The sequence below is a fragment of the Streptomyces sp. NPDC026500 genome, assembly GCF_055567635.1.
Genome location: NZ_JBVHQB010000001.1, coordinates 675,687 through 701,400 on the forward strand (window position 1 = coordinate 675,687; position 25,714 = coordinate 701,400).

Annotated in this window: 23 protein-coding genes; 12 read left to right on the forward strand and 11 right to left on the reverse strand. The window is 71.3% G+C overall.

The window, feature by feature from the left end:
- Window positions 1-9: 9 nt before the first annotated feature.
- The 4 genes from cseB to ACZ4N5_RS03015 all read right to left on the reverse strand — a co-directional run bounded on the left by cseB (window position 10) and on the right by ACZ4N5_RS03015 (window position 3,087).
- Window positions 10-717 carry a two-component system response regulator CseB gene (gene cseB, locus ACZ4N5_RS03000; protein ID WP_467755350.1) on the reverse strand — a complete coding sequence of 236 codons (708 nt, stop codon included), beginning with the start codon at window positions 715-717 and terminating at the stop codon, window positions 10-12.
- 19 nt (window positions 718-736) lie between these two features.
- Window positions 737-1,390 carry a hypothetical protein gene (locus ACZ4N5_RS03005; RefSeq protein WP_467755351.1) on the reverse strand — a complete coding sequence of 218 codons (654 nt, stop codon included), beginning with the start codon at window positions 1,388-1,390 and terminating at the stop codon, window positions 737-739.
- Window positions 1,378-1,917 (reverse strand): SigE family RNA polymerase sigma factor, encoded by a 540-nt coding sequence (locus tag ACZ4N5_RS03010; protein ID WP_339130720.1) that lies wholly within the window; start codon window positions 1,915-1,917, stop codon window positions 1,378-1,380. Before ACZ4N5_RS03010 ends, ACZ4N5_RS03005 begins: the two co-directional genes overlap by 13 nt.
- A 252-nt stretch (window positions 1,918-2,169) precedes the next feature.
- Entirely contained in the window at window positions 2,170-3,087 is a 918-nt protein-coding gene (locus ACZ4N5_RS03015; protein ID WP_467755352.1) for an HhH-GPD family protein, read from the reverse strand.
- Window positions 3,088-3,279: 192 nt separating this feature from the next.
- Here ACZ4N5_RS03015 and ACZ4N5_RS03020 point away from each other — a divergent pair, with 192 nt between their 5' ends.
- Window positions 3,280-4,122, forward strand: a complete 843-nt coding sequence (locus ACZ4N5_RS03020) for a hypothetical protein (RefSeq protein ID WP_467755353.1) — start codon at window positions 3,280-3,282, stop codon at window positions 4,120-4,122.
- 103 nt (window positions 4,123-4,225) lie between these two features.
- Here the strand turns inward: ACZ4N5_RS03020 and disA are convergent, their stop codons facing one another.
- On the reverse strand, window positions 4,226-5,350 hold the full coding sequence (disA, locus tag ACZ4N5_RS03025; protein WP_467755354.1) for a DNA integrity scanning diadenylate cyclase DisA: 1,125 nt from the start codon (window positions 5,348-5,350) through the stop codon (window positions 4,226-4,228).
- 68 nt (window positions 5,351-5,418) lie between these two features.
- The gene (gene radA / locus ACZ4N5_RS03030; RefSeq protein WP_467755355.1) at window positions 5,419-6,828 is read right to left on the reverse strand and encodes a DNA repair protein RadA; all 1,410 of its coding nucleotides are present in this window, start codon (window positions 6,826-6,828) and stop codon (window positions 5,419-5,421) included.
- 364 nt (window positions 6,829-7,192) lie between these two features.
- On the opposite strand from radA, the gene ACZ4N5_RS03035 reads away from it, so the two are divergent.
- On the forward strand, window positions 7,193-8,983 hold the full coding sequence (locus tag ACZ4N5_RS03035) for a BACON domain-containing protein (protein ID WP_467755356.1): 1,791 nt from the start codon (window positions 7,193-7,195) through the stop codon (window positions 8,981-8,983).
- A 94-nt stretch (window positions 8,984-9,077) separates the two neighbouring features.
- Here ACZ4N5_RS03035 and ACZ4N5_RS03040 read toward each other — a convergent pair whose 3' ends face one another.
- Window positions 9,078-9,917, reverse strand: coding sequence for a DUF3109 family protein (locus ACZ4N5_RS03040; protein ID WP_467755357.1), 840 nt, complete (start codon window positions 9,915-9,917; stop codon window positions 9,078-9,080).
- Window positions 9,918-10,042: 125 nt separating this feature from the next.
- Here ACZ4N5_RS03040 and ACZ4N5_RS03045 point away from each other — a divergent pair, with 125 nt between their 5' ends.
- The 4 genes from ACZ4N5_RS03045 to ilvD all read left to right on the forward strand — a co-directional run bounded on the left by ACZ4N5_RS03045 (window position 10,043) and on the right by ilvD (window position 15,175).
- On the forward strand, window positions 10,043-10,975 hold the full coding sequence (locus tag ACZ4N5_RS03045; RefSeq protein WP_467755358.1) for a Ppx/GppA family phosphatase: 933 nt from the start codon (window positions 10,043-10,045) through the stop codon (window positions 10,973-10,975).
- Between the two features lie 571 nt (window positions 10,976-11,546).
- On the forward strand, window positions 11,547-12,371 hold the full coding sequence (locus tag ACZ4N5_RS03050) for a sugar phosphate isomerase/epimerase family protein (protein ID WP_467755359.1): 825 nt from the start codon (window positions 11,547-11,549) through the stop codon (window positions 12,369-12,371).
- The gene (locus tag ACZ4N5_RS03055) at window positions 12,368-12,985 is read left to right on the forward strand and encodes a TetR/AcrR family transcriptional regulator (protein WP_467755360.1); all 618 of its coding nucleotides are present in this window, start codon (window positions 12,368-12,370) and stop codon (window positions 12,983-12,985) included. The genes ACZ4N5_RS03050 and ACZ4N5_RS03055 overlap by 4 nt, the downstream gene beginning before the upstream one ends.
- A 336-nt stretch (window positions 12,986-13,321) precedes the next feature.
- On the forward strand, window positions 13,322-15,175 hold the full coding sequence (gene ilvD / locus ACZ4N5_RS03060; protein ID WP_467755361.1) for a dihydroxy-acid dehydratase: 1,854 nt from the start codon (window positions 13,322-13,324) through the stop codon (window positions 15,173-15,175).
- 124 nt (window positions 15,176-15,299) lie between these two features.
- Here the strand turns inward: ilvD and ACZ4N5_RS03065 are convergent, their stop codons facing one another.
- The gene (locus ACZ4N5_RS03065) at window positions 15,300-17,477 is read right to left on the reverse strand and encodes a protein kinase domain-containing protein (protein WP_467755362.1); all 2,178 of its coding nucleotides are present in this window, start codon (window positions 17,475-17,477) and stop codon (window positions 15,300-15,302) included.
- Between the two features lie 134 nt (window positions 17,478-17,611).
- On the opposite strand from ACZ4N5_RS03065, the gene ACZ4N5_RS03070 reads away from it, so the two are divergent.
- The 3 genes from ACZ4N5_RS03070 to ACZ4N5_RS03080 all read left to right on the forward strand — a co-directional run bounded on the left by ACZ4N5_RS03070 (window position 17,612) and on the right by ACZ4N5_RS03080 (window position 19,511).
- Window positions 17,612-17,932, forward strand: a complete 321-nt coding sequence (locus tag ACZ4N5_RS03070) for a peptidase (protein ID WP_467755363.1) — start codon at window positions 17,612-17,614, stop codon at window positions 17,930-17,932.
- A 66-nt stretch (window positions 17,933-17,998) separates the two neighbouring features.
- Window positions 17,999-18,496, forward strand: coding sequence for an EamA/RhaT family transporter (locus ACZ4N5_RS03075; protein ID WP_467755364.1), 498 nt, complete (start codon window positions 17,999-18,001; stop codon window positions 18,494-18,496).
- 220 nt (window positions 18,497-18,716) lie between these two features.
- Window positions 18,717-19,511, forward strand: coding sequence for a class I SAM-dependent methyltransferase (locus ACZ4N5_RS03080; protein WP_467755365.1), 795 nt, complete (start codon window positions 18,717-18,719; stop codon window positions 19,509-19,511).
- On the opposite strand, the gene ACZ4N5_RS03085 is transcribed toward ACZ4N5_RS03080, so the two are convergent.
- A complete protein-coding gene (locus ACZ4N5_RS03085; RefSeq protein ID WP_467755366.1) occupies window positions 19,475-20,896 on the reverse strand; it encodes a SulP family inorganic anion transporter in 1,422 nt (473 codons plus the stop codon). The two genes, ACZ4N5_RS03080 and ACZ4N5_RS03085, sit on opposite strands and share 37 nt — an antisense overlap.
- 308 nt (window positions 20,897-21,204) lie before the next feature.
- Here ACZ4N5_RS03085 and ACZ4N5_RS03090 point away from each other — a divergent pair, with 308 nt between their 5' ends.
- The 3 genes from ACZ4N5_RS03090 to proC all read left to right on the forward strand — a co-directional run bounded on the left by ACZ4N5_RS03090 (window position 21,205) and on the right by proC (window position 23,946).
- On the forward strand, window positions 21,205-22,152 hold the full coding sequence (locus ACZ4N5_RS03090; RefSeq protein WP_467755403.1) for an ABC transporter ATP-binding protein: 948 nt from the start codon (window positions 21,205-21,207) through the stop codon (window positions 22,150-22,152).
- Window positions 22,149-22,982 (forward strand): ABC transporter permease, encoded by an 834-nt coding sequence (locus ACZ4N5_RS03095; RefSeq protein WP_467755367.1) that lies wholly within the window; start codon window positions 22,149-22,151, stop codon window positions 22,980-22,982. Before ACZ4N5_RS03090 ends, ACZ4N5_RS03095 begins: the two co-directional genes overlap by 4 nt.
- Before the next feature lie 154 nt (window positions 22,983-23,136).
- Complete coding sequence (gene proC / locus ACZ4N5_RS03100) at window positions 23,137-23,946, forward strand: pyrroline-5-carboxylate reductase (RefSeq protein ID WP_467755368.1); 810 nt, start codon at window positions 23,137-23,139, stop codon at window positions 23,944-23,946.
- 123 nt (window positions 23,947-24,069) lie between these two features.
- Here proC and trpS read toward each other — a convergent pair whose 3' ends face one another.
- Window positions 24,070-25,074, reverse strand: coding sequence for a tryptophan--tRNA ligase (gene trpS, locus ACZ4N5_RS03105; RefSeq protein WP_467755369.1), 1,005 nt, complete (start codon window positions 25,072-25,074; stop codon window positions 24,070-24,072).
- 460 nt (window positions 25,075-25,534) lie between these two features.
- On the reverse strand, window positions 25,535-25,714 hold a 180-nt coding region (locus ACZ4N5_RS03110), incomplete at its 5' end, for a hypothetical protein (RefSeq protein WP_467755370.1).

The following is a 25,714-nucleotide window of genomic DNA, read 5'->3' on the forward strand; positions in this document are numbered from 1 at the left end:
ATAGCGTGCTCAGGCCTTCAACTTGTAGCCGAAGCCGCGGACCGTCTCGATACGGTCCTGGCCGATTTTCGTGCGCAGCCGCTGCACATGGACGTCGACCACACGGGTGTCCCCGCCCCAGCCGTAGTCCCACACACGTTCGAGCAGCTTGTCGCGGCTCAGCACCGTCCCGGGCGCGGACGAGAACTCCAGGAGCAGCCGCATCTCGGTGGGCGTCAGCGCCACCGGCGTACCGCTCCTGAGAACCTCCATGCCCTCGGTGTCGATCTCCAGATCACCGAACGCCAGCACCCCGCCGTCCATCGGCGCGGACCCTTCGCCCGTCGCGCCCACGCCGCCGTTCGCGTGCCCGAAGCGGCGCAGCACCGCGCGGATACGGGCGACCAGCACGGCGCCGTCGAAGGGCTTGGTCACATAGTCGTCGGCGCCGGCCTCCAGGCCGAGCACGACGTCGATCGAGTCGGCGCGGGCGGACAGCATGATGACCGGCACGGTGGACTCGTCGCGGATACGACGGCACAGCGAGACGCCGTCGAGCCCGGGGACCATCACGTCCAGCAGGGCGATGTCGGGACGGTCGGCGCGGAACGCCTCCAGGCCCGAGAGCCCGTCGGGCATGGCCGTGACCGCGAAGCCGTCGCGCTCCAGGGCGAGTTGCGTGGCCTCGCGGATGACGTCGTCGTCCTCGACGAACAGGACGTGGGTCTGCTCTGCCATCCGGCTGTTCCGTCCGCTCTCAGTTCGCGTCGGGGTCGGGCGAACTCGTGCCGCCCACCGCGTTGCTGTAGTCGTTGTGGATCCGGGACTGCTCGGCGAAGCGCGTCGCGGACCAGCTGTAGGTGATCACTTCCTCGCTGGAGGGGTACGACACCGGGTCGCCCTTCTCGTACAGCTGCTGGGTGACCACCAGATCGCCCCGGTCGATCTCGGCGTAGACCGGCGGCTCCTCGGCCTTGAAGACATTCTGGTACCTGCCGTTCTCCTCGCGATAGACGTACGAGCCGACGCCGACGGCATCGGCACAGGTCATCACGTTGATCACGATGTCGTTCGAGGATCCGCCGGTCAGGTCCCCGTACGACACGTCGACCGGGTACTCGTCGGCGACGCACGGCTTCAGGTCGCGCTTGACCGCCGCGCTGACCGTCGGGTCGCTCTCGACGATCTTGACCGCGTCCACGCGCTTGGACGCCTTGGAGGGCGAGCCGGAGATGACCGGCGTGAGGCTGCCCTTGGCGACCGCGTCGGTGCCCGCCGGGCCCTCGTCGCGGGCGCCGGTGCCCCCGGTGGCGCACGCGGTGACGAAAAGGCCGAGGGCGGTGAGCCCGGCAGCCGCCGAACTCCCCGCCTTCAGGGCCGCTCTGGCCCGAACTGCTCCTAGGCCGCGCAACGCTCCCGCTCCTCACGTTCGAGCGCGCGGGCGTCCAGGTCGCGGCTCTCCAGCTCCTCGCGGAGCCGGGCCAGCGCCCGGTGCAGCGTGCTCTTGACCGTTCCGGCCGACATACCGAGTGCGGCGGCCGTCTCCTCCGTGGACATCTGCTCCCAGTGTCGCAGCACCACGACGCTGCGCTGCTTGGGTGCCAGAACCTTCATGATGTCCATCAGCAGCGCGCGGTCCGCGTGCTGCTCGGTGGCGTCCTCCACACACGCGTCCGGCAGCTGCTCGGTGGGCACCTCCTCGAGCTTGCGGGCCCGCCACCACTCGGTGCGCGTATTGATCATCACGCGGCGCAGGTAGGCGTCGGCGAGGCGCTTGTCCGCGATGCCCTCCCACCGGCCGTACGTCCGCACGAGCGCGGTCTGGAGCAGGTCCTGGGCGTCGACCGGGTCGGGGACCAGGCGGCGGGCACTGCGCAGCAGCGCGTCCTGCCGAGTGCGGACGTACTCCTCGAATTCGAGCACCTCGCCGTGCGCCATGATCAACCGCCTCCATCCCCGTTTCCGACCTGCCTGCTGTCGGTTGTCCGTTGCCCTGCGAACCGCCGCTCTTCCGCCGCTCGTTGCGGCCTTTCCTGCGGTACGGCACTGAAGCTACGGAGGGGTTGTCACGGGGTTGTCCGAGACAGCCTGCGGCCAGCACTCGGCTGTCCGTCGGTTGTGTAACGGTCGTAGGTGCGGGGTAAGGGGAAGTGGTCTTACGTCCCGGTTGATCCGGTTCTGGTGTCGCCGCTATGTCAGGGGCAGCCGATACAGACCACCGGGGAGCGGCTCCACGAGTCCGTCGGCGACGAGTCCGTCGAGCGCCCGTCCCCGCTGGACGGGTTCGTCCCACACCCGGTCCAGCGCGGTCTGCGGAACCGGCACATGCGCCTCCCGCAGGACGGCCAGCAGCTTGCCGCGCACCTGACGGTCCGTGCCCGCGTACGTCTGCCCCTTGCGCGGCGGTCCGTCGTGCTCCGGCTTGCCGGCCAGCCGCCAGGCGCACTGCGCGGCGATCGGGCAGCGGTGACACGTCTCGTTCTTCGCCGTGCAGACCAGTGCGCCGAGCTCCATGGACGCCGCGGCCCAGCGCGACGCCGTGCTCTCGCTCTCGGGCAGCAGGGCACGGGCGAGCCTGCGTTCGGCGGCGGTGGTGGCGTTGGGCGGGTACTGCACGCCGGTGACGGCGCGGGCGAAGACCCTGCGCACGTTCGTGTCCAGGACGGGATGCCGCTGGCCGTACGCGAACGACGCGACCGCAGCCGCCGTGTACTCCCCGATGCCGGGCAGCGCCAGCAGCTGCGCGTGCTCCGTCGGTACGTCGCCGCCGTGCCGTTCCGTTATGGCCACGGCGGCGCCGTGCAGACGCAGGGCGCGGCGCGGGTAGCCGAGCCGTCCCCAGGCCCGGACGGCTTCCCCGGGGGCGTCCTTCGCCAGATCGGCGGGGCGCGGCCAGCGGGCCAGCCACTGTTCGTACACGGGCAGGACGCGGTTGACCGGGGTCTGCTGGAGCATGAACTCGCTGACCATCACCGCCCAGGGGCCGGCATCGGGATGCCGCCAGGGCAGATCGCGGGCGTGCTCGTCGAACCAGGCGATGACGGGGGTGTGGAGGTTCTCGCCGGGAGCGTTCCGGGTGGGCTCGGTGGGCTTGATGGGTGCAGTCATGGCGATGTCGATCCTGCCATGCGGTGGTGAGGATGCGGGGACGACGCCGGGGGCGGGCGGTGGTGAAAGACCGCACCCGGCGGCCGTCGCGGCGCCGGGAAGGGTGCCCGCCGGGATGATGATCCGGAAAAGTTGGTACCGGGGCGGCGGGTGGGGCGAGCGGCGCGGCCGATCTCTCGTACAGTTTGCGCCGTGGGATCTCTGCGCAATCCGGTCGGGCCGCTCCCCTCCACCATTTACTGGCGTCGGAGGGCCGTTCTGCTGTCCGTAGTAGGGCTGTTGGCGCTGTTCACCGTCTGGGTGGTCGGCACCGGCGGCGGGGGCGGCAACAACGGTGCCGGCGGGTCGAACGGCAAGAACCCCGCGACCTCGATCACGCCGGGCCCGTCCGGTTCGGGCCCCGCGATCAGCCAACACCCGGGCGGCCGCGACGAGTCGAGCGCCGGGGGTGACAGCGGCGGCGGCACCGGCGGGAGCGGGAGCGACAGCGGCGGGGGGTCCGGCGGAGGTTCCGGTGACGGTTCCGGCGACGGCTCCACGGGCTCCGGCGCGGGCTCCGGCGGCGGCTCCGACGACGGGGCGAACAACGGCGGCGGCGGATCGGCCGATCAGCTCCCGGCCGGTTCCACTCTCCCCAACTGCACCTCGAACAACGTCAAGTTGACGCTCAAGAGCGTGCACAACACGTACGCCCCCGGCGAGCAGCCCGCGATCGAGTTCATCGCCAAGAACACCTCGGGCAGCGACTGCAAGGTCGATCTCGGCCCGAAGAACACGGTTCTGACGATCACTCAGGCGGGCAGCGACAAGGACATCTGGGCCTCGGACGACTGCCCGAAGAACACCGCGGGCGTCCTCTACCGCGTGCCGGCCGGCAGCCAGGTCGTCTACACGGTGAAGTGGGACCGCAGGCCCGGCGCCCCCGCGTGTGCGACGCCCCCGTCGGGTTCGGCCCCCGCCGGCACCTACCTGGTCGAGGCGAAGGCTCCGGGCCTGACCAAGGCGCAGACGTCGTTCGTCCTGTCCAAGGACTGAGGGCCCTCGACTGGCCGGCCCTGATCCGAGGGGCCGCCGTGTGAGGCCTGAACCGGGGCCCTCGACCGACGAGGAACCCCTGGACATAGCGCTCCAGGACCGACTAGACGTAGCGCTCCAGGATCGACGACTCCGCGAGACGGGACAGTCCCTCGCGGACGCTGCGCGCCCGCGCCTCGCCCACGCCGTCGACCGTCTGGAGGTCGTCCACGCTGGCGGCGAGGAGCTTCTGGAGCCCGCCGAAGTGCTCCACGAGCCGGTCGATGATCGCGCCGGGCAGGCGCGGCACCTTGGCGAGGAGGCGGAAGCCGCGCGGGGAGACCGCGGAGTCGAGCGCCTCGGGAGAGCCGGTGTAGCCCAACGCCTTTGCCACCGTGGAAAGTTCGAGCAGCTCGGCGTGGGCGAGCGCGTCCAGCTCGGACAGCGCCTCGTCGACCGTGCGGGACCGCTTGGCGGTCGGCTCGGGCACGTAGTCCCGAACGACCAGCTCGCGGTCGGGCTCGACGCCGGCGATCAACTCGTCGAGCTGGAGGGTCAGCAGACGGCCGTCCGTGCCCAGTTCGACGACGTACTCGGCGATCTCGGTGGCGATGCGGCGCACCATCTCCAGACGCTGCGCGACCGCGGAGACGTCCCGGACGGTGACGAGGTCCTCGATCTCCAGCGCCGACAGTGTTCCCGCGACCTCGTCCAGGCGGAGCTTGTACCGCTCCAGGGTGGCGAGGGCCTGGTTGGCGCGGGAGAGGATCGCGGCGGAGTCCTCCAGGACGCGGCGGTGACCGTCCACGTACAGGGCGATCAGACGCATCGACTGGGACACCGAGACGACGGGGAAGCCGACCTGCTTGCTCACCCGGTCCGCGGTGCGGTGCCGGGTGCCCGTCTCCTCCGTCGGGATCGTCGGGTCGGGCACCAGCTGCACGCCCGCCCGAAGGATCTTGGTGATGTCCTTGTCGAGCACGATGCCGCCGTCGAGCTTGCACAGTTCACGCAGACGGGTCGCGGTGAATTCGACATCCAGGACGAATCCACCCGTACACATCGCTTCGACGGTCTTGTCGGAGCCGAGCACGATGAGTCCGCCCGTGTTGCCGCGGAGGATCCGTTCGAGCCCGTCGCGCAGTGCCGTGCCGGGTGCCACGGCGCTCAATGAGGCGCGCATCAGGCCATCGGCACCGGAGCTCCCGCCGGACTTTCCGGGAGCTGCTGCCCGGTCGTTGGCTGCCACTGCACTCCTCCGGTCGCAGGTTTTTGGTCGCCCTCGGTTCGTACGGACGGGCGAGACCAGGGCAAAGTCTACCGGCGCTGCTCCTCGTCCCGTGGGGCCTCTCTGCGACGCGAGCGCGGAAGGACGCTCAGCGCCGCGCCGATGTCGGCCACTTCCACGACCTTCATACCGGCCGGGACCTTGCCCGGATCGGTCGGTACGAGCGCGTGGGTGAAGCCCAGACGGTGTGCTTCGGAAAGCCTGCGCTGGACGCCCGTGACCCGTCTGACCTCGCCCGCGAGCCCCACTTCGCCGATCGCCACGAGGTTCTTGGGCAGCGGGGTGTCACTGGCCGCGGACGCCAGGGCGAGCGCGATGGCGAGGTCCGCGGCGGGCTCGGAGAGCTTCACACCGCCGACCGTCGCCGAGTAGATGTCCCGCTTCCCGAGGGCGCTGATCCGGCCGCGCTGCTCCAGGACGGCGAGCATCATCGAGACGCGGGAGGTCTCCAGACCGGATGTCGTACGGCGCGGGGAGGGGATCTGGGAGTCCACGGTGAGTGCCTGCACCTCGGCGACCAGTGGGCGGCGGCCTTCGAGGGTGACGGTCAGGCAAGTGCCGGGGACGGGCTCGGTGCGGCGCGTCAGGAAGAGCCCCGAGGGGTCGGTGAGGCCGGTGATGCCCTCGTCGTGCAGCTCGAAGCAGCCGACCTCGTCCGTCGTGCCGTAGCGGTTCTTGACCCCTCGGACGAGCCTCAGGCGGGCGTGCCGGTCGCCCTCGAAGGAGAGGACGACGTCCACGAGGTGTTCGAGCAGCCGGGGTCCGGCGATCGCGCCGTCCTTGGTGACATGGCCCACAAGCAGGGTGGACATGCCGCGCTCCTTGGAGGCGCGGATGAGCGCGCCCGCGACCTCCCGGACCTGGGCCATGCCGCCGGGCGCGCCGTCGATCTCCGGGGAGGCGATCGTCTGGACGGAGTCCAGGATGAGCAGGGACGGCTTCACCGCGTCCAAGTGGCCGAGGACGGCCGCCAGATCGGTCTCCGCGGCGAGATAGAGGTGGTCGTCGATCGCCTTGATGCGGTCCGCGCGGAGCCGCACCTGGCTGGCCGACTCCTCGCCCGTCACATACAAGGTGCGGTGTTCGTCGCTCGCGGACTTGGCCGCCACGTCCAGTAGGAGGGTGGACTTGCCGACGCCGGGCTCGCCCGCGACGAGGACGACCGCCCCCGGCACGAGACCCCCGCCGAGAACGCGGTCCAGCTCGGGCACGCCGGTGCTGCGGGCGGTGGCCTGACGGCCGTCGACCTGTCCGATGGGGACCGCGGACGTGGTGACCCGTCCCGGTGCCGTCGTGCGGACAGCGGGCGTGCCGTACTCCTCGACCGTCCCCCATGCCTGGCATTCGGGGCAGCGGCCGAGCCACTTGGCCGTCTGCCAGCCGCACTCGGTGCAGCGGTAGGACGGCCGGTCCTTCGCGGTTTTCGTACGGGCAGCCATGACCGAACCGTAGCCGGACCCACTGACAACCCGGCACGCGCCGGTACGGCCCCGCCCTGGGCCGCCGCCCCGGGCCGTGTTCTGGGCGGATGTGTCCCGTGCCCTGAGTCGTCCGGCCCCCGGCCCTCCGAACCCTCCCGGGCCCGTGGCGCGAGCCCCCGTGCTCCGTTCCCACCCCCGCGAGACCGGGCCCCGCGCGGAGCTGCCGCCGACCCATCTGCCATGGACTGCCATCGCCACCCGTGACGGCCCAGGCCAGGGGTCGGAGGTTCCTGTCCCCTTATGAGGGATCGTTTCACCCGTACGGATTAAATGTGCTCAAGGGGGAGGAAGGGGCCGGCCCCGGGCACCTACGGTCGCACGGGTGACGAGCAGCAGTCCGGAGACCTCCACGCACACCACCGGCGCACACCGGGCGCACGGAGCCGCGCGCAAGCGGGCGGCCGCGCCCCGTGGCGCCACCCCCCGCACCCTGGTCCAGCGTCCCCCCGCGCGTTACGAGCCCTACCTGGACGGCCTGTTCACCTACTGCCTGTCCGTGCTGTGCGACCACGACGCGGCCACCGCCGCCCTGGGGGACGCCCTCGCGCTGGCCGAGCGGCGCGGCCCGCGCGGCCCGGAGTCCGCAGGCGACCGCAGGGCCTGGCTCTACGCGCTCGCCCGCTGGTCCTGCCTGCGCAAGCTCACCGAAGCGCGGCGCAAGCGGCAGGCGGCGCACGCCTCCGGGCGGCACACCCCCCGTAGGAGCGGCCCCCTGGGTGCCGCCAAGGGCCCCCACGAAGAGGCCGCCCTCAAGGGAGCGCACAAGGCCGCCGCCGACCGGCGCGCGGCCGAGGCGCTGAGCGCCGCTCCCGTGCCCCAGGAGGTCCAGGACGACCGTCGGCGCGAACTCGCCCTGTTGGCGTGGCCGGAGGCCGCCGGAACCACCCCGGAGCAGCGCGAGGCGCTCGAACTCGCCGTGCGGCACCAGCTCGCCGCCCACGAGGTCGCCGCCGTCCTCGGCATGGACCTCGCCGCGGCGCGCGAGCTGCTCGCCTCCGCCGCCTGCGAGGTCGAACGCACCCGCGCGGCCCTCGCCGTCGTGGAGACCGGCGCCTGTCCGAGCGTCGCCCGGCTCACCGGCGACAGCCGGCTCGTGCTGAGCACCACCCTGCGCGGCGAGCTCGTCCGGCACGTCGACGACTGCCGCCGCACCGCCGAGCGGGCGGTCCCCGGCGCCTGGCCCGGCACCAGCGTCACGCCCGCGGCGCTGCCCGTGCTGGAGGCCCCGCAAGCGGCCCTGCGCGTCGCGATGGCGCACACCCCACGCGCGCGGGGCAGCGCTCCGCGCTTCGACCGGCGCGGCTTTCCCATGGACCCCAAGGACCACGCCGCCCGAAGGGACCGTCTTCGCGCGCGTGCCGTCACGACGACGATCGTCGCCACCGTCGTCGCCGCGCCCGTGCTCGCCCTCTGGGCGGCGTACCGGGGGGCGCCCCTGACCGGCGAGGGCGTGGACGGCCGCCCGACCAGCACGAGCGAGGCCCAGGACCCCGAGGGTCTGGACGGCGGGCAGGCGGGCGGCTACGAGAACGCCGGAAACGCCAGCGCGGGACCCGGCTCCCACTTCACCAAGGGCAGCGGCTCGCCGGATGTCTCCGTGGAGGTCGTCAGCGCCCGCGGAGGCACTCCGGGACACCTGTCGGTGGCCGCCGGAACCAGCGGCGACACGACCTTGGTCACGCTGACCGCGTCCGGCAGTTCACCGGTCCGCTGGTCCGCGCGCACCGGCGCGTCCTGGCTCTACCTCAGCCAGTCCTCGGGAACGCTCGAACCGGGCGATTCGTTCACGATCAAGGTGTACGTCGATCACCTTCGCGAGCCGGCGGGCCACTGGACCGCGCGGGTGGCGATCGCCCCGGCGGGCGCGGTGGTCACCATCGAGGGGCACGGGAAGGCGGGCTCGCCCCGGCCCGGCGGCCACCCCGACCCAACCGTGACCGGTCCGAGCCCCTCAGGACCGGGCTCCACCGCGACACCGACCACGACCCCGACAAGCCCGGACCCGTCCCCGACCGACCCGACGCCGACACCCACGGCCACCGACTCGTCCCCCTCGGGCCCGGGCGACTCGTCGCCACCGCCGAGTGACAACGATGACCCGGGCGCCTCGTAGGAACCGAGCCACTCGCCGTACGGCCCGGAAGCGGACCCAGCCCACCGGATCCGCAGGATGCGAACCCGACCCACCGGATCCGCGGGATGGGGACTCAGTCCACCGGATCCGCGGGGTGCGGGGCCACGAGCGGCAGCTGCGAGGCCAGCCGTTCCTCGCACAGCTGGACCAGGCGGTCGTACCCCGCCTTGCCCATCAGCTCGATCAGCTCCGGACGGTACGAGACGTACACCGGGTCGCCGGCGCCGTGTGCCGAGGTCGCCGACGTGCACCACCAGTGCAGGTCGTGGCCGCCCGGTCCCCAGCCGCGGCGGTCGTACTCGCCGATGGAGACCTGGAGCACCCGGGTGTCGTCGGGCCGGTCGATCCACTCGTACGTGCGACGTACGGGCAGCTGCCAGCAGACGTCCGGCTTGGTCTCCAGCGGCTCGCGCCCCTCCTTGATGGCCAGGATGTGCAGCGAGCAGCCCGCGCCACCGGCGAAGCCGGGACGGTTCTGGAAGATGCAGGAGCCTTCGTACGGGCGGGTCTGGCGGTCGCCGTCCTCGTCCGTGGACACCCAGCCCGTCTCCACGCCCACGTCATGGTTCTGCCAGATGTCCGGCGTGAGCCGGGCCACGTGCCCGGCCACCCGCTTCTCGTCGTCCTCGTCGGAGAAGTGGGCCCCCAGCGTGCAGCAGCCGTCGTCGGCGCGACCCGCCTGGATGCCCTGGCAGCCGCTCCCGAAGATGCAGTTCCAGCGAGAGGTCAGCCATGTCAGATCGCACCGGAAGACCTGCTCGTCGTCGGCCGGATCAGGGAACTCCACCCACGCGCGAGCGAAGTCGAGCCCCTTCTCGTCGCTTTTCTGCACGGACTTCTTGGACTTGGTGGCCTTCGCCTGCGGAGAGACCGTGGCTGATTTGTCGGGCTTCGCCTTTTTCGTCTTTGGCACGGGTCCAGGGTAAGTCGCTTCTGCCCGCTCCGGGGACGTCCCGGCGGCTGCCCGGAGATCACCGTTCGACGTGGGCTTTCGCCCCGCCCCTCGTGAATCGTCGTGTGGGCAGTAGCGTTCCGTACATGAGACTCGGTGTCCTCGACGTGGGATCGAACACGGTGCATCTGCTGGTGGTGGACGCCCACCCCGGCGCCCGGCCACTGCCCGCCCACTCGCACAAGGCCGATTTGCGGCTTGCCCAACTGCTCGACGAGAGCGGGGCCATCGGCCCCGAAGGCGTCGACAAGCTGATCGAGACGGTCCAGGACGCCCTGGAGGCCGCCGAGGACAAGGGTGTCGAGGCCCTGCTGCCGTTCGCGACGTCGGCCGTGCGCGAGGCCAGCAACGCCGACGAGGTTCTCGCCCGGGTGCAGGCCGAGACCGATGTCGAGCTGCAGGTGCTCACCGGGGCGGAGGAGGCCCGGCTCACCTTTCTGGCGGCCCGCCGCTGGTTCGGCTGGTCGGCGGGCAAGCTGCTCGTCCTCGACATCGGCGGCGGCTCCCTGGAGATCGCGTACGGCATGGACGAGGAGCCGGACGCGGCGGTGTCGCTGCCGCTCGGCGCCGGCCGGCTGACCGCGGGCTGGCTGCCCACCGACCCGGCGGACCCGGCGGCCGTGCGGGCGCTGCGCCGGCATGTACGGGCCCAGATCGCCCGGACGGTCGGAGAGTTCAGCCGTTTCGGCGCCCCCGACCACGTGGTCGCGACCTCCAAGACGTTCAAGCAGCTCGCCCGGCTCGCGGGTGCAGCACGCTCCACCGACGGCCTGTACGTCCAGCGTGAGCTCAAGCGCCGCTCCCTGGAGGACTGGGTCCCCCGCCTCACGTCCATGACGGCCGAGGAACGGGCCGAGCTGCCGGGCGTCTCCCCGGGCCGCTCCGCCCAACTCCTCGCCGGCGCCCTGGTCGCCGAGGCAGCCATGGACCTCTTCGGCGTGGAGACCCTGGAGATCTGCCCCTGGGCCCTCCGCGAGGGCGTCATCCTGCGCCGCCTGGACCAGATGGCCTCGGAGTAACACGAAAACGGGGGCGGCACCGCCGGTGACGCGGGGAACGGCGCGACCGGCCCCGCACGGCGGCCTCCCTCACGGCGGGGGGGCACCCGATCCGGCGGTGACAGGTGACGGACCCCGGGGAGGGCACCGCCAAGGCGCGCGGGGAACGGCGCGACCGGCCCCGCACGGCGGCCCGCCGCGTGACGGCAGTCTCGCCCCACGGCGGGTGGGGATCCGATCCGGCGGCGAGTGGGCAGCAGCCCGGCGGCGAATGGGGTACCCGCCCCCGGCGGCGAGTGGGCACCCGCCCGGGACCGTGGCGTCGATCACGTGGACACTCCGGCGAGTGGCTGTGGAGCCGATCACCGGAGCATCCCGGCAGGGCCCCGCACCCTTCGGGCCGACGGCCGCCGCACCCCGGGCCGGAAGCCCGAACACCCCCAGGTCGGAGGCCCATCCACCCCCGGCTTGGAGGGCCCGCCCGCCCCCGGGCCGGAGCCCAACCCACCCCCGCCCGGGGCCCACAGGAGCCTCTCGGCCAAGCTCGCCGCCCCTCGCCCAACCGCCGGAGGCACCCCGTACGCTGTCCCTCGTGGCAGAACCAGTGGTGCGCATCCCGGATGCGAAGGTCGCCCTGTCCACGGCCTCCGTGTACCCGGAGTCGACCGCGACGGCCTTCGAGATCGCCGCGCGCCTCGGGTACGACGGCGTCGAGGTCATGGTATGGACGGATCCCGTCAGCCAGGACATCGACGCGCTGCGCCGCCTCAGCGATTACCACCGGATCCCGATCCTCGCCGTGCACGCCCCGTGTCTGCTGATCACCCAGCGGGTCTGGTCCACCGACCCGTGGACCAAGCTCCAGCGCGCCAGGGCCGCCGCCGAGAAGCTCGGCGCGAGCACCGTCGTGGTCCATCCCCCGTTCCGCTGGCAGCGTCAGTACTCCCGTGACTTCGTCACCGGGATCTGGCGCATGGCCGACGAGACGGACGTGCGATTCGCCGTCGAGAACATGTACCCGTGGCGCTACCGCGACCGCGAGATGCTCGCGTACGCCCCCGACTGGGACGTGACGAAGGACGACTACCGGCACTTCACGATCGACCTCAGCCACACCGCGACCGCTCGTACCGACGCCCTGCAGATGATCGACCGCATGGGCGACCGCCTCGGACACGTCCACCTCGCCGACGGCAACGGTTCCAACAAGGACGAGCACCTGGTCCCGGGCCGCGGCACCCAGCCCTGCGCCGAACTCCTGGACCGGCTCGCGCTCTCCGGCTTCGACGGCCATGTCGTCATCGAGGTCAACACCCGCCGCGCGATGTCCAGTGCCGAACGCGAGGCCGACCTCGCGGAGGCCCTCGCCTTCACGCGGCTCCACCTCGCCTCCGCCGTGAAGGTGCCCCGCGGATGACGGACGCCGCCCCCCGGCGCGGCCGGGGACGCCCCACCCGTACGCAGACGGAGGCGGCCCCCGCCACCCGCGACCGCATCCTGGAGGCGGCCCGCGCGGAGTTCTCCGAGCGCGGCTACGAGAAGACGTCGGTCCGCGGCATCGCCAAGTCCGCCGGTGTGGACTCCGCGCTCGTGCACCACTACTTCGGCACCAAGGAACAGGTCTTCGAGGCGGCCATCGAGGTCGCCTTCGCCCCCGCGCTCGGCGCGCCCGAGACACTTGTCGAGGGGTCCGTCGAGGGCGTCGGCGAACGCCTGACCCGCTTCATCTTCGGTATCTGGGAGAACCCCACGACCCGTACGCCGCTGCTCGCCATCGTCCGCTCGGCGGTGAACAACGACACCGCGGCCGCCGTCTTCCGCCGTCTCGTCGCCGCGCAGTTGCTGCGCCGTATCGCCGGCCGGCTCGACGTCCCGGACGCGGAGCTGCGCGCGGAGCTGGCGGCGGCCCAACTGGTCGGGGTCGCGATGCTGCGCTATGTGATCAAGGTCGAGCCGCTGGCCTCGGTGGACCTGGAACGCATCGTGGCCAGGGTGGCGCCGGTGGTGCAGGGACACCTGACGAACCCATGAGGACGCCTGGCGAATCCATGAGGATGCCTGGCGAGTTCACGAGGACGCCCGGCGAACCCACGAGGACGCCTGATGAACCCATGAGGCATCCGCCGCACCAAGAGGCATCGGTGAGCCCATCCGGACACCTGGCGAACTCATGAGCGAGCGGATCCGCCACAGCGATGGTTCCACCGCGGCAGAACGCCGCTGACCTGCACGTATGCCGTGCGAGGGTGGCCGCTGGTCGAGACGTGTGTTCCGAGATGCGGACGGCCTGTCCGGATCCTGGAGCACCGGCGTACGCTCGACTTCAGTCATAACCCTCCTCATGCCTCCCCGAAGGAGCGAGCGACGATGCCCGAGCTGAGGTCCCGCACAGTCACCCACGGCCGCAATATGGCGGGCGCACGCGCCCTGATGCGCGCCTCCGGTGTACCGGGCGCGGACATCGGACGGAAGCCGATCATCGCGGTCGCCAACTCCTTCACGGAGTTCGTGCCCGGTCACACCCACCTCCAGCCGGTCGGCCGGATCGTCAGCGAGGCCATCACGGCGGCCGGCGGCATCGCCCGCGAGTTCAACACGATCGCGGTCGACGACGGCATCGCGATGGGCCACGGCGGCATGCTGTACTCCCTGCCGTCCCGCGACCTGATCGCGGACTCGGTGGAGTACATGGTCGAAGCGCACTGCGCCGACGCCCTGATCTGCATCTCGAACTGCGACAAGATCACGCCCGGCATGCTCATGGCCGCCCTGCGCCTGAACATTCCGACGGTGTTCGTCTCCGGCGGCCCCATGGAGTCCGGCCGCGCCACCCTGGTCGACGGCACGGTCCGTACGCTCGACCTGGTCGACGCGATCTCCGACGCCGTGAACGACAAGATCTCGGACGAGGACATCCTCCGTATCGAGGAGAACGCCTGTCCGACCTGCGGCTCCTGTTCCGGCATGTTCACCGCCAACTCGATGAACTGCCTGACCGAGGCCATCGGCCTGAGCCTGCCCGGCAACGGCTCGGTCCTCGCCACCCACACCGCCCGCAAGGGCCTGTACGAGGACGCGGCGCGCACGGTCGTCGACATCACGCGCCGCTACTACGACCAGGACGACGAGTCGGTCCTGCCCCGCAACATCGCCACCCACGCGGCCTTCGAGAACGCCATGGCCCTCGACATCGCCATGGGCGGCTCCACCAACACGATCCTGCACCTGCTGGCCGCCGCCCAGGAGGCGGGCGTCCCCTTCGGTCTGGACGAGATCAACGAGGTCTCGCGCCGGGTGCCGTGCCTCGCCAAGGTCGCCCCGAACGTCGCCAAGGACCGCACGTACTACATGGAGGACGTGCACCGCGCCGGCGGCATCCCCGCCCTCCTCGGTGAACTGCACCGCGCGGGCCTGCTCGACGAGAACGTCCACTCCGTCCACAGCCCGTCCCTGTCGGACTGGCTGAAGACCTGGGACGTGCGCGCCGGCTCCCCGTCCCCCGAGGCGATCGAACTGTGGCACGCGGCCCCCGGCTGTGTCCGCTCGTCCGAGGCCTTCTCGCAGTCCGAGCGCTGGGAGGCCCTGGACGAGGACGCCGAGGGCGGTTGCATCCGCTCCGCCGAGCACGCCTACTCCAAGGACGGCGGCCTCGCGGTCCTCAAGGGCAACCTGGCCGTCGACGGCTGCGTCGTGAAGACGGCCGGCGTCGACGAGTCCATCTGGACCTTCGAGGGCCCGGCGGTCGTCTGCGAGTCCCAGGACGAGGCCGTCGACAAGATCCTCCGCAAGGAGATCACCCACGGCGACGTCGTCGTCATCCGCTACGAGGGCCCCAAGGGCGGCCCCGGTATGCAGGAGATGCTCTACCCGACCTCGTTCCTCAAGGGCCGCGGCCTCGGCAAGACCTGCGCCCTGATCACCGACGGCCGCTTCTCCGGCGGGACTTCGGGCCTGTCGATCGGCCACGCGTCCCCCGAGGCCGCGTCCGGCGGCACGATCGCCCTCGTCCGGGACGGCGACCGCATCCGCATCGACATCCCGAACCGCTCCATCGAACTGCTCGTGTCCGACGAGGAGTTGGCCACCCGCCGCGACGCCCTGAACGGCGTCTACGCCCCCGTGAACCGCGAGCGCAAGGTCTCCGCCGCCCTTCGCGCGTATGCCGCGATGGCGACGAGCGCGGACAAGGGCGCGGTGCGGGACGTCTCGAAGCTGGGCTAGCCGTCACGGGCTGAAGCGCTGACAAGGCTTGTGAAGCCGGGAAGGGGCCGCTCCTGCCGGGGCTGCCCCTTCGCGTCTCACCAGCCGATCACCAGGCCGATCGCCAGGCCGATCACCAGGCCGATCACCAGGCCGTGGGATCCCGCGCGTCGACCGCGAACAGGGAGCCGTCGGGGGCGGTGGCGTAGATGTGGCTGTTGGAGGTGAGGGGGGCGGGGAGCACGCTGATGAGCGAGCCCCGGTCGCTTTCCAGCCGCACTTTCGTCTGCCCGAGCAGCGTGCCGCGATCCGTGTCGACGGCGATGAGCCGCCCGTCCGCCGCGGTGAGGTAGAGACGATGGCCGACCACAGTGGGAGCCGAGGCCCTGCTGACGGACGTCTCCGCCCGCCACAGCTGCTCCGACGTCCTGGTGTTCACGGCGACCAGCGAACCGTCGCTCCCCAGCAGATACGAGGTGTCCCCTTGTACGGCCACCTGCGCCTGAGCCTGCGGGATGCGCAGCGTGGTGCGCTGAATCCTGCGGTTCGCCACGTCGTAGCGCAGAACCGCGTCCGCGTACTGGTCGACGGTGGTCGAGGTGAACCAGACCGTTCCGCCTCTGGCGGCCACGAGGCTGAGCGCACCGTCCATGCGCCGCTGCCAGGTCGTGGCACCGGTCGTCGGGTCCACCGCGGTCACCCGGGTCCCGGTACCGCTCCCGGCCTCGGCGGGCGTCGAGACCACGTAGGCGACCCCGTCCCCGTACGACTGGAATTGGGGGACGGCCAGCCCCGGGATCGCGTGACGCCACTTCTCCTCGCCGGTGGCGGCGTTCAGCGCGGTGACCTTGGAGTCGGGGCCGGTGAGCAGGACGACACCGGCGACGGGCGTGACACGGCCTTCGTAGCGCGTGACGTCGCGGCTCCAGCGAGTCGTGCCCGTGGCGGGATCCAGGGCGGTCAGCCGATGCCCGCTTCGACTGCCGACCAGCAGGAGCCCCCCGGAGAGGACCGGCGCCGGGATGGAGTAGGAGTTCCCGTTCCCCGTGTCGCTTCGGGACCACAGCACCTTGCCGTCTTCCGGATCGATCGCGGCGGCAAGGACACCGGGCCGGACGCACAGCAGTGCTCGACGGGCGTACGTGCACTGCGACTGACCGCCGGCCTTGGCATCCGGGGCACGCAGGTCGAGTTGCCACGGCTGAAAGGCGGTCTTGGACGGCCGCGCGGTGTGCTGTTCCGCCACGGGGCTCTGCGACCCGCCCAGCAGACCGAAGGCACCGACAGCCACACCGGCCACGGCGAGCCCGGCGACCGCGATGACAGCGCGGAGCCGACGGTCCCGTCCGCCCCTCTTCCGGGCAGCCACATGGGTACGGTCCTCGGCGCCCTCGGGACGCTCAGGCCTCGGCCGCGGAGCCATTTCCCGCACGGACGGCGTCGGCTCCCCTTTCCCGGTGCGCTGTTCGGGAATGAAGGCCCGGGTGTCGTACGAGGCCGAGACCGAGCGCAGCGCGGTCATCAGCTCGTCCGGCGTGGGCCGATTCTCGGGCTCCTTGGCGAGACAGCGTGCGACGAGGCCGACCATGTCCTCCGGCACGCCCGTCAAGTCCGGTTCGTCATGGACGACTTGATAGGCGACGAGATACGGGCTGTCCGAGTCGAACGGCCCGCTCCCGGTGGCCGCGTGCACGATCACGGAACCGAGGGCGAACACATCGGCGGCCGGCCCCACATGCCGTGGCCTGCTGAACTGTTCCGGTGCCATGAACGGCGGAGTGCCGATCAACTTGCCGGTCTCCGTACGCAGTTCACTGTCGGCGGGGCGCGAGATGCCGAAGTCGATGACTTTCGGCCCGTCCTCCGCCAGCAGGACGTTGCTGGGCTTGAGGTCGCGGTGCACGACCCCGGCCCGGTGGATGTCCCGCAATGCCTCGGCGAGTCCGGCCATCAGATGGCGCAACCGGGTCGAGGACAGCGCGCCGTTCCGCTTCACATGCTCGGCGAGCGTCGGCCCGGGGATGAACAGGGTTGCCATCCACGGGTGTTCGGCCTCGGGGTCGGCGTCCACCACGGGCGCCGTGAAGGCACCACTGACCCGCCGGGCGGCGGCGATCTCCTGTCGGAACCGCCCCCGGAACTCGGGGTCTTGAGAGAACTCGGCATGCACGACCTTGACGGCCAGCCGCAACCCGGAGGCGGACCGCGCCAGATGCACGATTCCCATGCCACCGGAGCCGAGTCTCGCCTCCAGCAGGTACTGCCCGGCATAGCGCGGATGTTCCGCTTCCGAGTCCGTACCGGTGCTGCGCTGTGGCGGCATCACTCACCCCCGTGGGTTCGACCGCGTGCGCGACGCGCAGAGCCTAGTCGATCCTTCGTGCGAAACCTCGACGGCTTGCTAGCCTCGGCGCGCAGCATATTTTTGGCGTGAACCAATCAACGGGGGAGATCGATATGGCCGTGGAAGACGTTGCCATCACAGACTCGACGGGGGCGGCGGAAGCGGAGCCGTTCTCGGCCGAGACACTCCGCACCTACCCGCTCGCTCCGGGCCACAACGTCAACGTCCGCAGCGGACCGGGCACTCATTTCAGCATCGTCCGCACCCTGCCGGCGGGCTCGCGTGTCCCGATCTACTGCCAGTGCTCGGGAGAGTCCGTCGCCGGCCCCTACGGCACGAGCAAGATCTGGGACAACATCTCCAACGGCCAGTTCGTCTCGGACGCGTACGTGCAGACGGGCAGCGACGGCTACGTCGCCCCGGCGTGTTCCTGACCGACGCCCCCGGCCAAGGGCACCCGCGGCGGACGCCGGAGCCGTGACCGGAGCGATAATCGTGGCGTGAGCGACGAGACCAGCACCGGAACCGGCACCCCCGCGGGGCCCCAGCCCGAGCCCCTGCGTTTCTTCGGGACGACCTGGGTGGAGCACGACGGCGGCTACACCGGCCGCCGGATCGGCGTGGCCGTCGGCTCCCTCGCCGCCGCCGTGGCCGCCTGCTTCGTGCTCCGCTTCGCCTACCAGGGCCTGGCCATCGCGGACGTGGGGACGCCCGTGACCGTGCTGGTCGTGGTGATGTTCGCGGTGTGCAGCGCCCTCGCCTTCCGCCACACCTCGGAGGCCTTCACCAAGCGCCCGGACCCCGACCGCCAGGCATCCCTGCGTGGTCTGCTCGCCATCGGTTTCGTCGGCTCCCTGCTCGCCTACTGCTTCCGCTCCCTCACGGAGGCGCCGGGCGAGAAGCTCCACCGCGAGGAGTACGAGACGGCGAAGAAGCAGTACACCCGCCGCACCACGCGCCGCGCCGGCAACCCCTCGAAGAAGGGACGCCGCCCCTGACCCCGTCGGGTTCCCGCGCCCGGGGATCAGCCCGCGAGGCGATGCGAACGGTCTGGCGTCCGGGTCCCGCGCCCGGGGACGAGCCCGCGACGCGACACGACGGGTCTGGGGGACATGATCGGTCAGGGGATACACCTCGTCGGCGCCGGAGCCGGGATGGGCCCGGGAGGGGGAAAAGGGGGTCTACCCCGGCCCCCGCACCACCCCCGACCATGAACCCATGCCTCTTTCCCGTTCCGCCGCCTCCCAGCACGCCGCCCGGGCCCACTCCTTCAACTCGGCCGCGGCGCAGTACGCCGCGAACCGCCCGTCGTATCCGCCCGCCCTCTTCGACGCCGTCGAAGTCCTCGCGGCCCGCTCGCTGGCCGGCGCCAAGGTCGTCGACGTGGGCGCGGGCACCGGAATCTCGACCGGACTCCTGCACGCCCGCGGCGCGGATGTCCTCGCCGTGGAACCCGGCCCCGGCATGGCCGCCGAGTTCCGTCGCGCCCACCCCCGCATCCCGATCGTCCGCGGCAGCGGCGACGCCCTGCCCCTCGCGACCGCCTCCGCGGACTTCCTCACCTACGCCCAGGCGTGGCACTGGACCGACCCGAGCCGTTCGGTGCCGGAGGCGCTGCGCGTGCTGCGTCCAGGCGGGGCGCTGGCCCTGTGGTGGAACACCGAGGCGCTCGACGTCCCGTGGATCGAGGCGGCAGCCCGGCGCGCCGAGCGTTTCCTCGGCCGGGACCAGGTGGTCGAGGAGAACGACAGCTTCGCTCGGGCCACCCACGCGCTCACCGCCGATCCCAGTGGCCGCCTCTCCTTCGAGCATCGGCAGGTCCGCTGGAGCCGGCGCATCCCGATCGACACGCGCCTCGCCGGCCTCGGCAGCCACTCGCAGTTCCTGGTCCTCGGCGAGGAGGCCACCGGAGCGTTCTTCGCCGACGAACGGAACCACCTCCTCCAGGCGTTCCCGGAAGGGTTCGTGGAGGAGACCTATGTCGTGGAACTGCTGGTGGCGATCCGTTCGTGATCCCGCCCGGCGGCCCACACCTCAAGGGCCGCCGCACACGCGTGATCGACGTGCCGCAACCCGCCCAGCTCCAGCCGTACGTCACGGTCGTGGGGCAACGCCTCCAAGGCGTCCAGCAGCTTCGGCAGCCGGAGGAACGTGGCGTTGCCGACCACCCGTACGACCATTCCCGCGGCGCCCCGGTCCTCGGTCTCCACGTGCACATGACTGATGTCCCAGGCGGTCTTGGCCACCGCGAGCGCGAGCCCGACCAGCACCCCCTCGAACAGGTTCCCGGCCACGATCGCCACCGCGGTCACCGCCAGCACGACCACCTCACCGCGATGCCCGCGCCACAGGGTCCGCACCTCCCGCACCGGCACGAGCTTGCACCCCGCGTGCACCAGCAGCCCCGCGAGCGCCGCCACCGGAATCAACCCGAGCACCGCGGGCACCACGGCCGTGAAGAGCAGCAGCCACACCCCGTGCAGCACCCGCGACACCTTGGTCTGTGCCCCGGCCTGCACATTCGCCGCACTCCGCACGATCACGGCGGTCATCGGCAGGGCCCCGAGCATCCCGCACACGGCGTTCCCGGCGCCCTGCGCGATGAGCTCGCGGTCGTAGTCGGTCCGCGGTCCCCGATGCAGCCGGTCCACCGCCGCCGCACTGAACAGCGACTCCGCCGAAGCGATCAGCGCGAACGCCAACACGGTCCCGATCACACCCACTTCCGTGAGCCGGCCCAGATCCGTGACGGACGGCGGCCGCACGGCGTCGAACAGCCCCCGCACCTCGACCCGTCGTACCGCCAGATCGAACGCCCCGGTCACGGCCGAGGCGAGCGCCACCGCCAGGAGCGGTGCCGGCACCACCCGCGCGCCCCGTCGCCAGCGCGGCCACAGCAGGAGCACGGCCACGGTGGTGCCGCCGATCGCCACCGCCACCGGATCCGCGTCGGCGGCCAGCCAGACGAGCCCGGCGATCTTCCCGAGCCCGCCCGACGGCGCGGTCGTGTCGCCCATGGCGTACACCTGGCCCGCGATCAGCACGAGCCCGATCCCCGCGAGCATCCCCTGCACGACGGCCACGGACACGGCCCGGAACCACCGTCCGAGCCGTAGAACCCCGAGTCCGAGCTGCACCAGCCCGGCCCCGAGCACCAGCACACCCAGCGCCCCGACCCCGTACGACTGCACAGCCTCGTACACCAACACGGTCAGTCCGGCCGCGGGCCCGCTCACCTGCAGGCTGCTTCCGGGCAGCACCCCGGCGACCAGCCCACCGACGATTCCGGTCACCAGCCCCAGTTCGGCGGGCACACCGGACGCTATGGCGACCCCGACACACAGGGGCAGCGCCACCAGAAAGACGACGAGGGACGCGAACAGATCGGCTTTGCGCATCACGACAGCACCTCCGGTCGACAGCGGGAGATGCGTGGGTGCCGTGCCGGGGGAGGGCACGACGGATCTGGCGACACGGCGCGGAGCCGCATCGCACATTGAAATCCATTGTCAGGTAAGCCAGTTGATCGCGCAGCCCCTCCGGGCCACCGTCACGCGAACGCGGGAGCGCATCGTTCGGCGGCACCGCGGACGCTCCCGTTCCGTTCGCGCCGACGCGCGCCTGCGCCACCCGATGCTCCGGTCGTCGGACGGGCGCACCATGGCTCTTGACCGGCGCACCTCACGAGAGGAATATTCATCGCGTGATGATTATTCGTCCGCGTCCGCCCGACCCCACAGGAACACCCGTGCCCCTTTCCCAGCCCGCCGTCCGCGCCGAAGGCCTCACGGTCGTCCGCGGCACCCGCACCGTCCTGCACGGACTCGACTTCACCGTCCCGCGCGGCCAGATCACCGGCCTGCTCGGCCCCTCCGGCTGCGGAAAATCCACCCTGATGCGCGCGACGGTCGGCACCCAGGCCAAGGTCAGCGGCACCCTCGAAGTGCTCGGCCTCCCCGCCGGCGACGCCGCACTCCGTTCCCGCATCGGTTACGTCACCCAGGCGCCCTCGGTCTACGACGACCTGACCGTCCGCCAGAACCTCGACTACTTCGCCGCGATCCTCGACCCGGGCCGGGCCGCCTCCGAGCGCCGCCACGCCGACGTCACCCGGACCATCGCGGACGTCGACCTCGTCTCCCACGCCGACTCCCTCGCCGGCAACCTCTCGGGCGGCCAGCGCAGCCGCGTCTCCCTCGCCGTCGCCCTCCTCGGAACCCCGGAACTCCTCGTCCTCGACGAACCGACCGTCGGCCTCGACCCGGTCCTGCGCCGCGACCTGTGGAACCTCTTCCACACCATCGCGGAGCAGCGCGGCACGACGCTCCTGATCTCCTCCCACGTCATGGACGAGGCCGAGCGCTGCCACCGGCTCCTCCTGATGCGCGAGGGCGGGATCCTCGCCGACGACACCCCCGACGCCCTCCGCGAACGGACCGGCTCGGACACCGTCGAAGCCGCCTTCCTCCACCTCGTGGACGAGGCGGTCGCGGCCGCTCAGCAGCCCGCGACGAGCATCACGATCTCACCGCCGAAGGCCGCCACCCCCGAACCCCCGGCCTCGGATTCCCCCGTTCCGTCCTCGGAGCCCCCGGCCACCGACGCCGACCCCCGCCCCGCCGGTGCCCACCCCCGCGAGGAGACCGCACGATGAGTTCCACGGCACCCACGAGCCCCACCGCGCCCACCGCACCCGCGAGCCCCGGCCCCTCCGGGCAGGCGGCACCGGCGTCACGCCCGAGCGCGCTCAACCTCTCCCGTACGACGGCCACCGCGGCCCGCGCCCTGCGTCAGCTGCGGCACGACCCGCGCACCATCGCGCTGATGATCCTCGTCCCCTGCGTGATGCTGGTCCTGCTCCGCTTCGTCTTCGACGGCAGCCTGCGCACCTTCGACTCCATCGGCGCGTCCCTCCTCGGGATCTTCCCGCTGATCACGATGTTCCTGGTGACCTCGATCGCGACCCTGCGCGAGCGAACCTCCGGCACCCTCGAACGCCTCCTCGCCATGCCCCTGGGCAAGGGCGACCTGATCGCCGGCTACGCCCTCGCGTTCGGCGCGCTCGCCATCATCCAGTCGGCCCTGGCCACCGGACTCGCGGTCTGGTTCCTCGGCCTGGACGTCACGGGCTCCCCCTGGCTCCTCCTGCTGGTCGCCCTCCTCGACGCCCTCCTCGGAACGGCCCTCGGCCTGTTCGTCTCGGCGTTCGCCGCCTCCGAGTTCCAGGCCGTCCAGTTCATGCCGGCTGTGATCTTCCCGCAGCTTCTCCTCTGCGGCCTGTTCACCCCGCGCTCCAACATGCACCCCGTACTGGAGGCCATCTCCGACGTCCTCCCGATGTCGTACGCGGTCGACGCCATGAACGAGGTCCTCAAGCACACCGACATGACGGCGAACTTCGTACGCGACGCACTGATCGTCGCCGGGAGCGCGCTGCTGGTCCTGGGGCTCGGAGCGGCGACCCTGCGACGCCGGACGCCGTAGGGCCCCCGACGGGGCGGACGGGCGGACCTCCCCGCCCCGGCCCGCCGGGACCGAGGGCGACGTGCCGTCCGCCCACCGGACATCCGACCCGTCCCCATGACCCCGGTGGGAGGATGAACGCGGACGACTCAACCCCCGGAGGGCACCCGCAACCATGCCTCAGAAAGTCGCAGTCCTCGGCACCGGCAAGATCGGCGAAGCCCTGCTCAGCGGAATGATCCGAGCCGGCTGGGCCCCCACCGATCTCCTGGTCACCGCCCGCCGACCGGAGCGGGCCAAGGAACTCCAGGAACGCCACGGAGTGACCCCGGTCAGCAACGCGGAAGCGGCGAAGACCGCCGACACGCTGATTCTCACCGTCAAGCCCCAGGACATGGGCACCCTCCTCGACGAACTCGCCCCGCACGTCCCCGCCGACCGCCTGATCATCAGCGGCGCGGCAGGCATCCCGACCTCCTTCTTCGAGGAGCGCCTGGCCCCCGGCACACCAGTCGTCCGTGTCATGACGAACACCCCCGCCCTCGTCGACGAGGCCATGTCCGTCATCTCCGCCGGCAGTCACGCCACCGCCGAGCACGTGGCGTACGCCGAGGAGGTCTTCGGCGCCGTCGGCAAGACGCTTCTCGTCCCCGAGTCGCAGCAGGACGCCTGCACCGCCCTCTCCGGTTCGGGACCGGCGTACTTCTTCTATCTGGTCGAGGCCATGACGGACGCGGGCATCCTGCTCGGCCTGCCCCGCGACAAGGCGCACGACCTCATCGTCCAGTCCGCGATCGGCGCCGCCGTGATGCTCCGCGACAGCGGCGAGCACCCCGTGAAGCTCCGCGAGAACGTCACGTCTCCCGCGGGCACCACGATCAACGCGATCCGCGAACTCGAGAACCACGGCGTACGCGCGGCACTCATCGCCGCACTGGAAGCGGCCCGCGACCGCAGCCGCGAACTCGCCTCCGGCAACAGCTGACCCACCCCTGCCCCGGCCGGCCCTCGGCACCGAGCCACCCCTGGACCGAGCCGAGGCGCCCCCGGCGCCGACCACCCCGGCGCCGAGGGCCGGCCGACGCCGAGGACGACCATCAGTCCTCAGTCAGCCGGCCGCGGGCGGCAGCAACCCGATCGCCTCGTAGGCCGCGTCCACCCTGGGCCGCGCCATCTGTCTGGCCTTCTCCGCACCCTCCCGCAACACCCCCTCCACGTACGCGGGATCCGTGCACAACCGTTTGTGCCTTTCCTGTACGGGCCTGAGGAGTTCGACCACGGCCTCGGCGGTGTCCTTCTTCAAGGCGCCGTACGACTCGTACGCACCCGCCAAGGCTTCGGGGTCCCCTCCTTCACACGCCGCGAGGATCTCCAGCAGATTCGAGACCCCGGGCCGCTCCTCCGGGTCGTACTCGACGTCCTGCCCGCTGTCCGTCACCGCGCGCATGATCTTCTTCCGCACGGCCTCCGGCTCATCGAGCAAATAGACGACGCCCGGGCCGATGTCGTCGCTCTTCCCCATCTTCGACGTCGGCTCCTGCAGATTCATGACCCGCGCCGCGACCTCAGGACGGGTCGCGCGAGGCACCACGAACGTATGGCCGTACCGCTGGTTGAACCGCACCGCCAGATCCCGGGTCAGCTCGACATGCTGCGTCTGGTCGTCCCCGACCGGCACCTCGTCGCTTCCGTACGCCAGGATGTCGGCCGCCATCAGCACGGGATACGTCAGCAACGACAGCCGCACGCTCCCACCGCGCTTCCGTTCCAACGCGGCCTTCTCCTTGTACTGGATCATCCGCCGCATCTCGCCGTCGGTCGCGACGCACTCCAGCAGATAGGAAAGCCGGGCGTGTTCGTCCACATGACTCTGTACGAACACGGTGCACAGCTCGGGATCGAGCCCCGACGCCAGCAACAACGTCGCCGCCTGCCTGCTGAGCCTGCGGACCCGCCCCGGATCGTGGTCCACGGTCAGCGCGTGCAGATCGACGATGCAGAACAGGGCTTCGGCCCGGTGCTGATCGACGGCGGCCCAGCGGCGTACGGCTCCCAGATAGTTCCCCAGCGTCAGATGCCCGGTCGGCTTGACCCCACTGAAGATCCGCGTCATCTCTCCACCTCCTGGTCGAGGCCGCCGCGCCCAGCGGCCGGCTCCCCGGGAGGGAGACACAAAAACGGCCGCCGAGGGCGGCGGCCGTTGGGTACATACGTGTGTACGGCCGCCGTCAGGCGGCCCACCACAGCTGGGTGCACGTATGGGTAGTCATGGACTCACCGTACGCCTCGGGGGGCCCGTCCGGAGCGGAGTTGACACGACTCCTGCCTCTACGTAGTGTTCTCCGAGTTGTCCGACGTGAGCGCCGACTCCGGTCGGTCCCCGGACAGCCATTCCGCACCACCATTCAACGATCGACGACTCGTCGTCGGCTCGTTTTCATGCGTGTTTGCGAAATGAGGATTCCGCGTTCGAAAGGGCGCCACCCCGATTAGCTCGGGAGCCAGGAATCCGCTAATGTCTCACTCGTCGGAACGGCCCAACAGCCGAGAAAACAAGCCCCGCTGACTGGGAGTCAGGCCCGAAAGGTTCTGATAGAGTCGGAGCCGCTGGAAAGGGAAACGCGAAAGCGGATTACCTCGAAAGCACCGAGGAAATCGGGCCCGAAAGGTTCTGATAGAGTCGGACTCGCCGGAAAGGGAAACGCGGAAGCGGGAACCTGGAAAGCACCGAGGAAATCGGATACGGAAACGGT

Excerpts from the sequence above, each read along its gene's own strand:
- ilvD (WP_467755361.1), top strand. The coding sequence starts at position 13,322 with ATGCCCGAGCTGAGGTCCCGCACAGTCACCCACGGCCGCAATATGGCG.
- ACZ4N5_RS03055 (WP_467755360.1), top strand. The coding sequence starts at position 12,368 with ATGACGGACGCCGCCCCCCGGCGCGGCCGGGGACGCCCCACCCGTACG.
- proC (WP_467755368.1), top strand. The coding sequence starts at position 23,137 with ATGCCTCAGAAAGTCGCAGTCCTCGGCACCGGCAAGATCGGCGAAGCC.
- ACZ4N5_RS03045 (WP_467755358.1), top strand. The coding sequence starts at position 10,043 with ATGAGACTCGGTGTCCTCGACGTGGGATCGAACACGGTGCATCTGCTG.
- radA (WP_467755355.1), bottom strand. The coding sequence starts at position 6,828 with ATGGCTGCCCGTACGAAAACCGCGAAGGACCGGCCGTCCTACCGCTGC.
- ACZ4N5_RS03080 (WP_467755365.1), top strand. The coding sequence starts at position 18,717 with ATGCCTCTTTCCCGTTCCGCCGCCTCCCAGCACGCCGCCCGGGCCCAC.
- ACZ4N5_RS03085 (WP_467755366.1), bottom strand. The coding sequence starts at position 20,896 with ATGCGCAAAGCCGATCTGTTCGCGTCCCTCGTCGTCTTTCTGGTGGCG.
- ACZ4N5_RS03095 (WP_467755367.1), top strand. The coding sequence starts at position 22,149 with ATGAGTTCCACGGCACCCACGAGCCCCACCGCGCCCACCGCACCCGCG.
- cseB (WP_467755350.1), bottom strand. The coding sequence starts at position 717 with ATGGCAGAGCAGACCCACGTCCTGTTCGTCGAGGACGACGACGTCATC.
- ACZ4N5_RS03070 (WP_467755363.1), top strand. The coding sequence starts at position 17,612 with ATGGCCGTGGAAGACGTTGCCATCACAGACTCGACGGGGGCGGCGGAA.
- ACZ4N5_RS03065 (WP_467755362.1), bottom strand. The coding sequence starts at position 17,477 with ATGCCGCCACAGCGCAGCACCGGTACGGACTCGGAAGCGGAACATCCG.
- trpS (WP_467755369.1), bottom strand. The coding sequence starts at position 25,074 with ATGACGCGGATCTTCAGTGGGGTCAAGCCGACCGGGCATCTGACGCTG.
- ACZ4N5_RS03010 (WP_339130720.1), bottom strand. The coding sequence starts at position 1,917 with ATGGCGCACGGCGAGGTGCTCGAATTCGAGGAGTACGTCCGCACTCGG.
- ACZ4N5_RS03090 (WP_467755403.1), top strand. The coding sequence starts at position 21,205 with ATGATTATTCGTCCGCGTCCGCCCGACCCCACAGGAACACCCGTGCCC.
- ACZ4N5_RS03015 (WP_467755352.1), bottom strand. The coding sequence starts at position 3,087 with ATGACTGCACCCATCAAGCCCACCGAGCCCACCCGGAACGCTCCCGGC.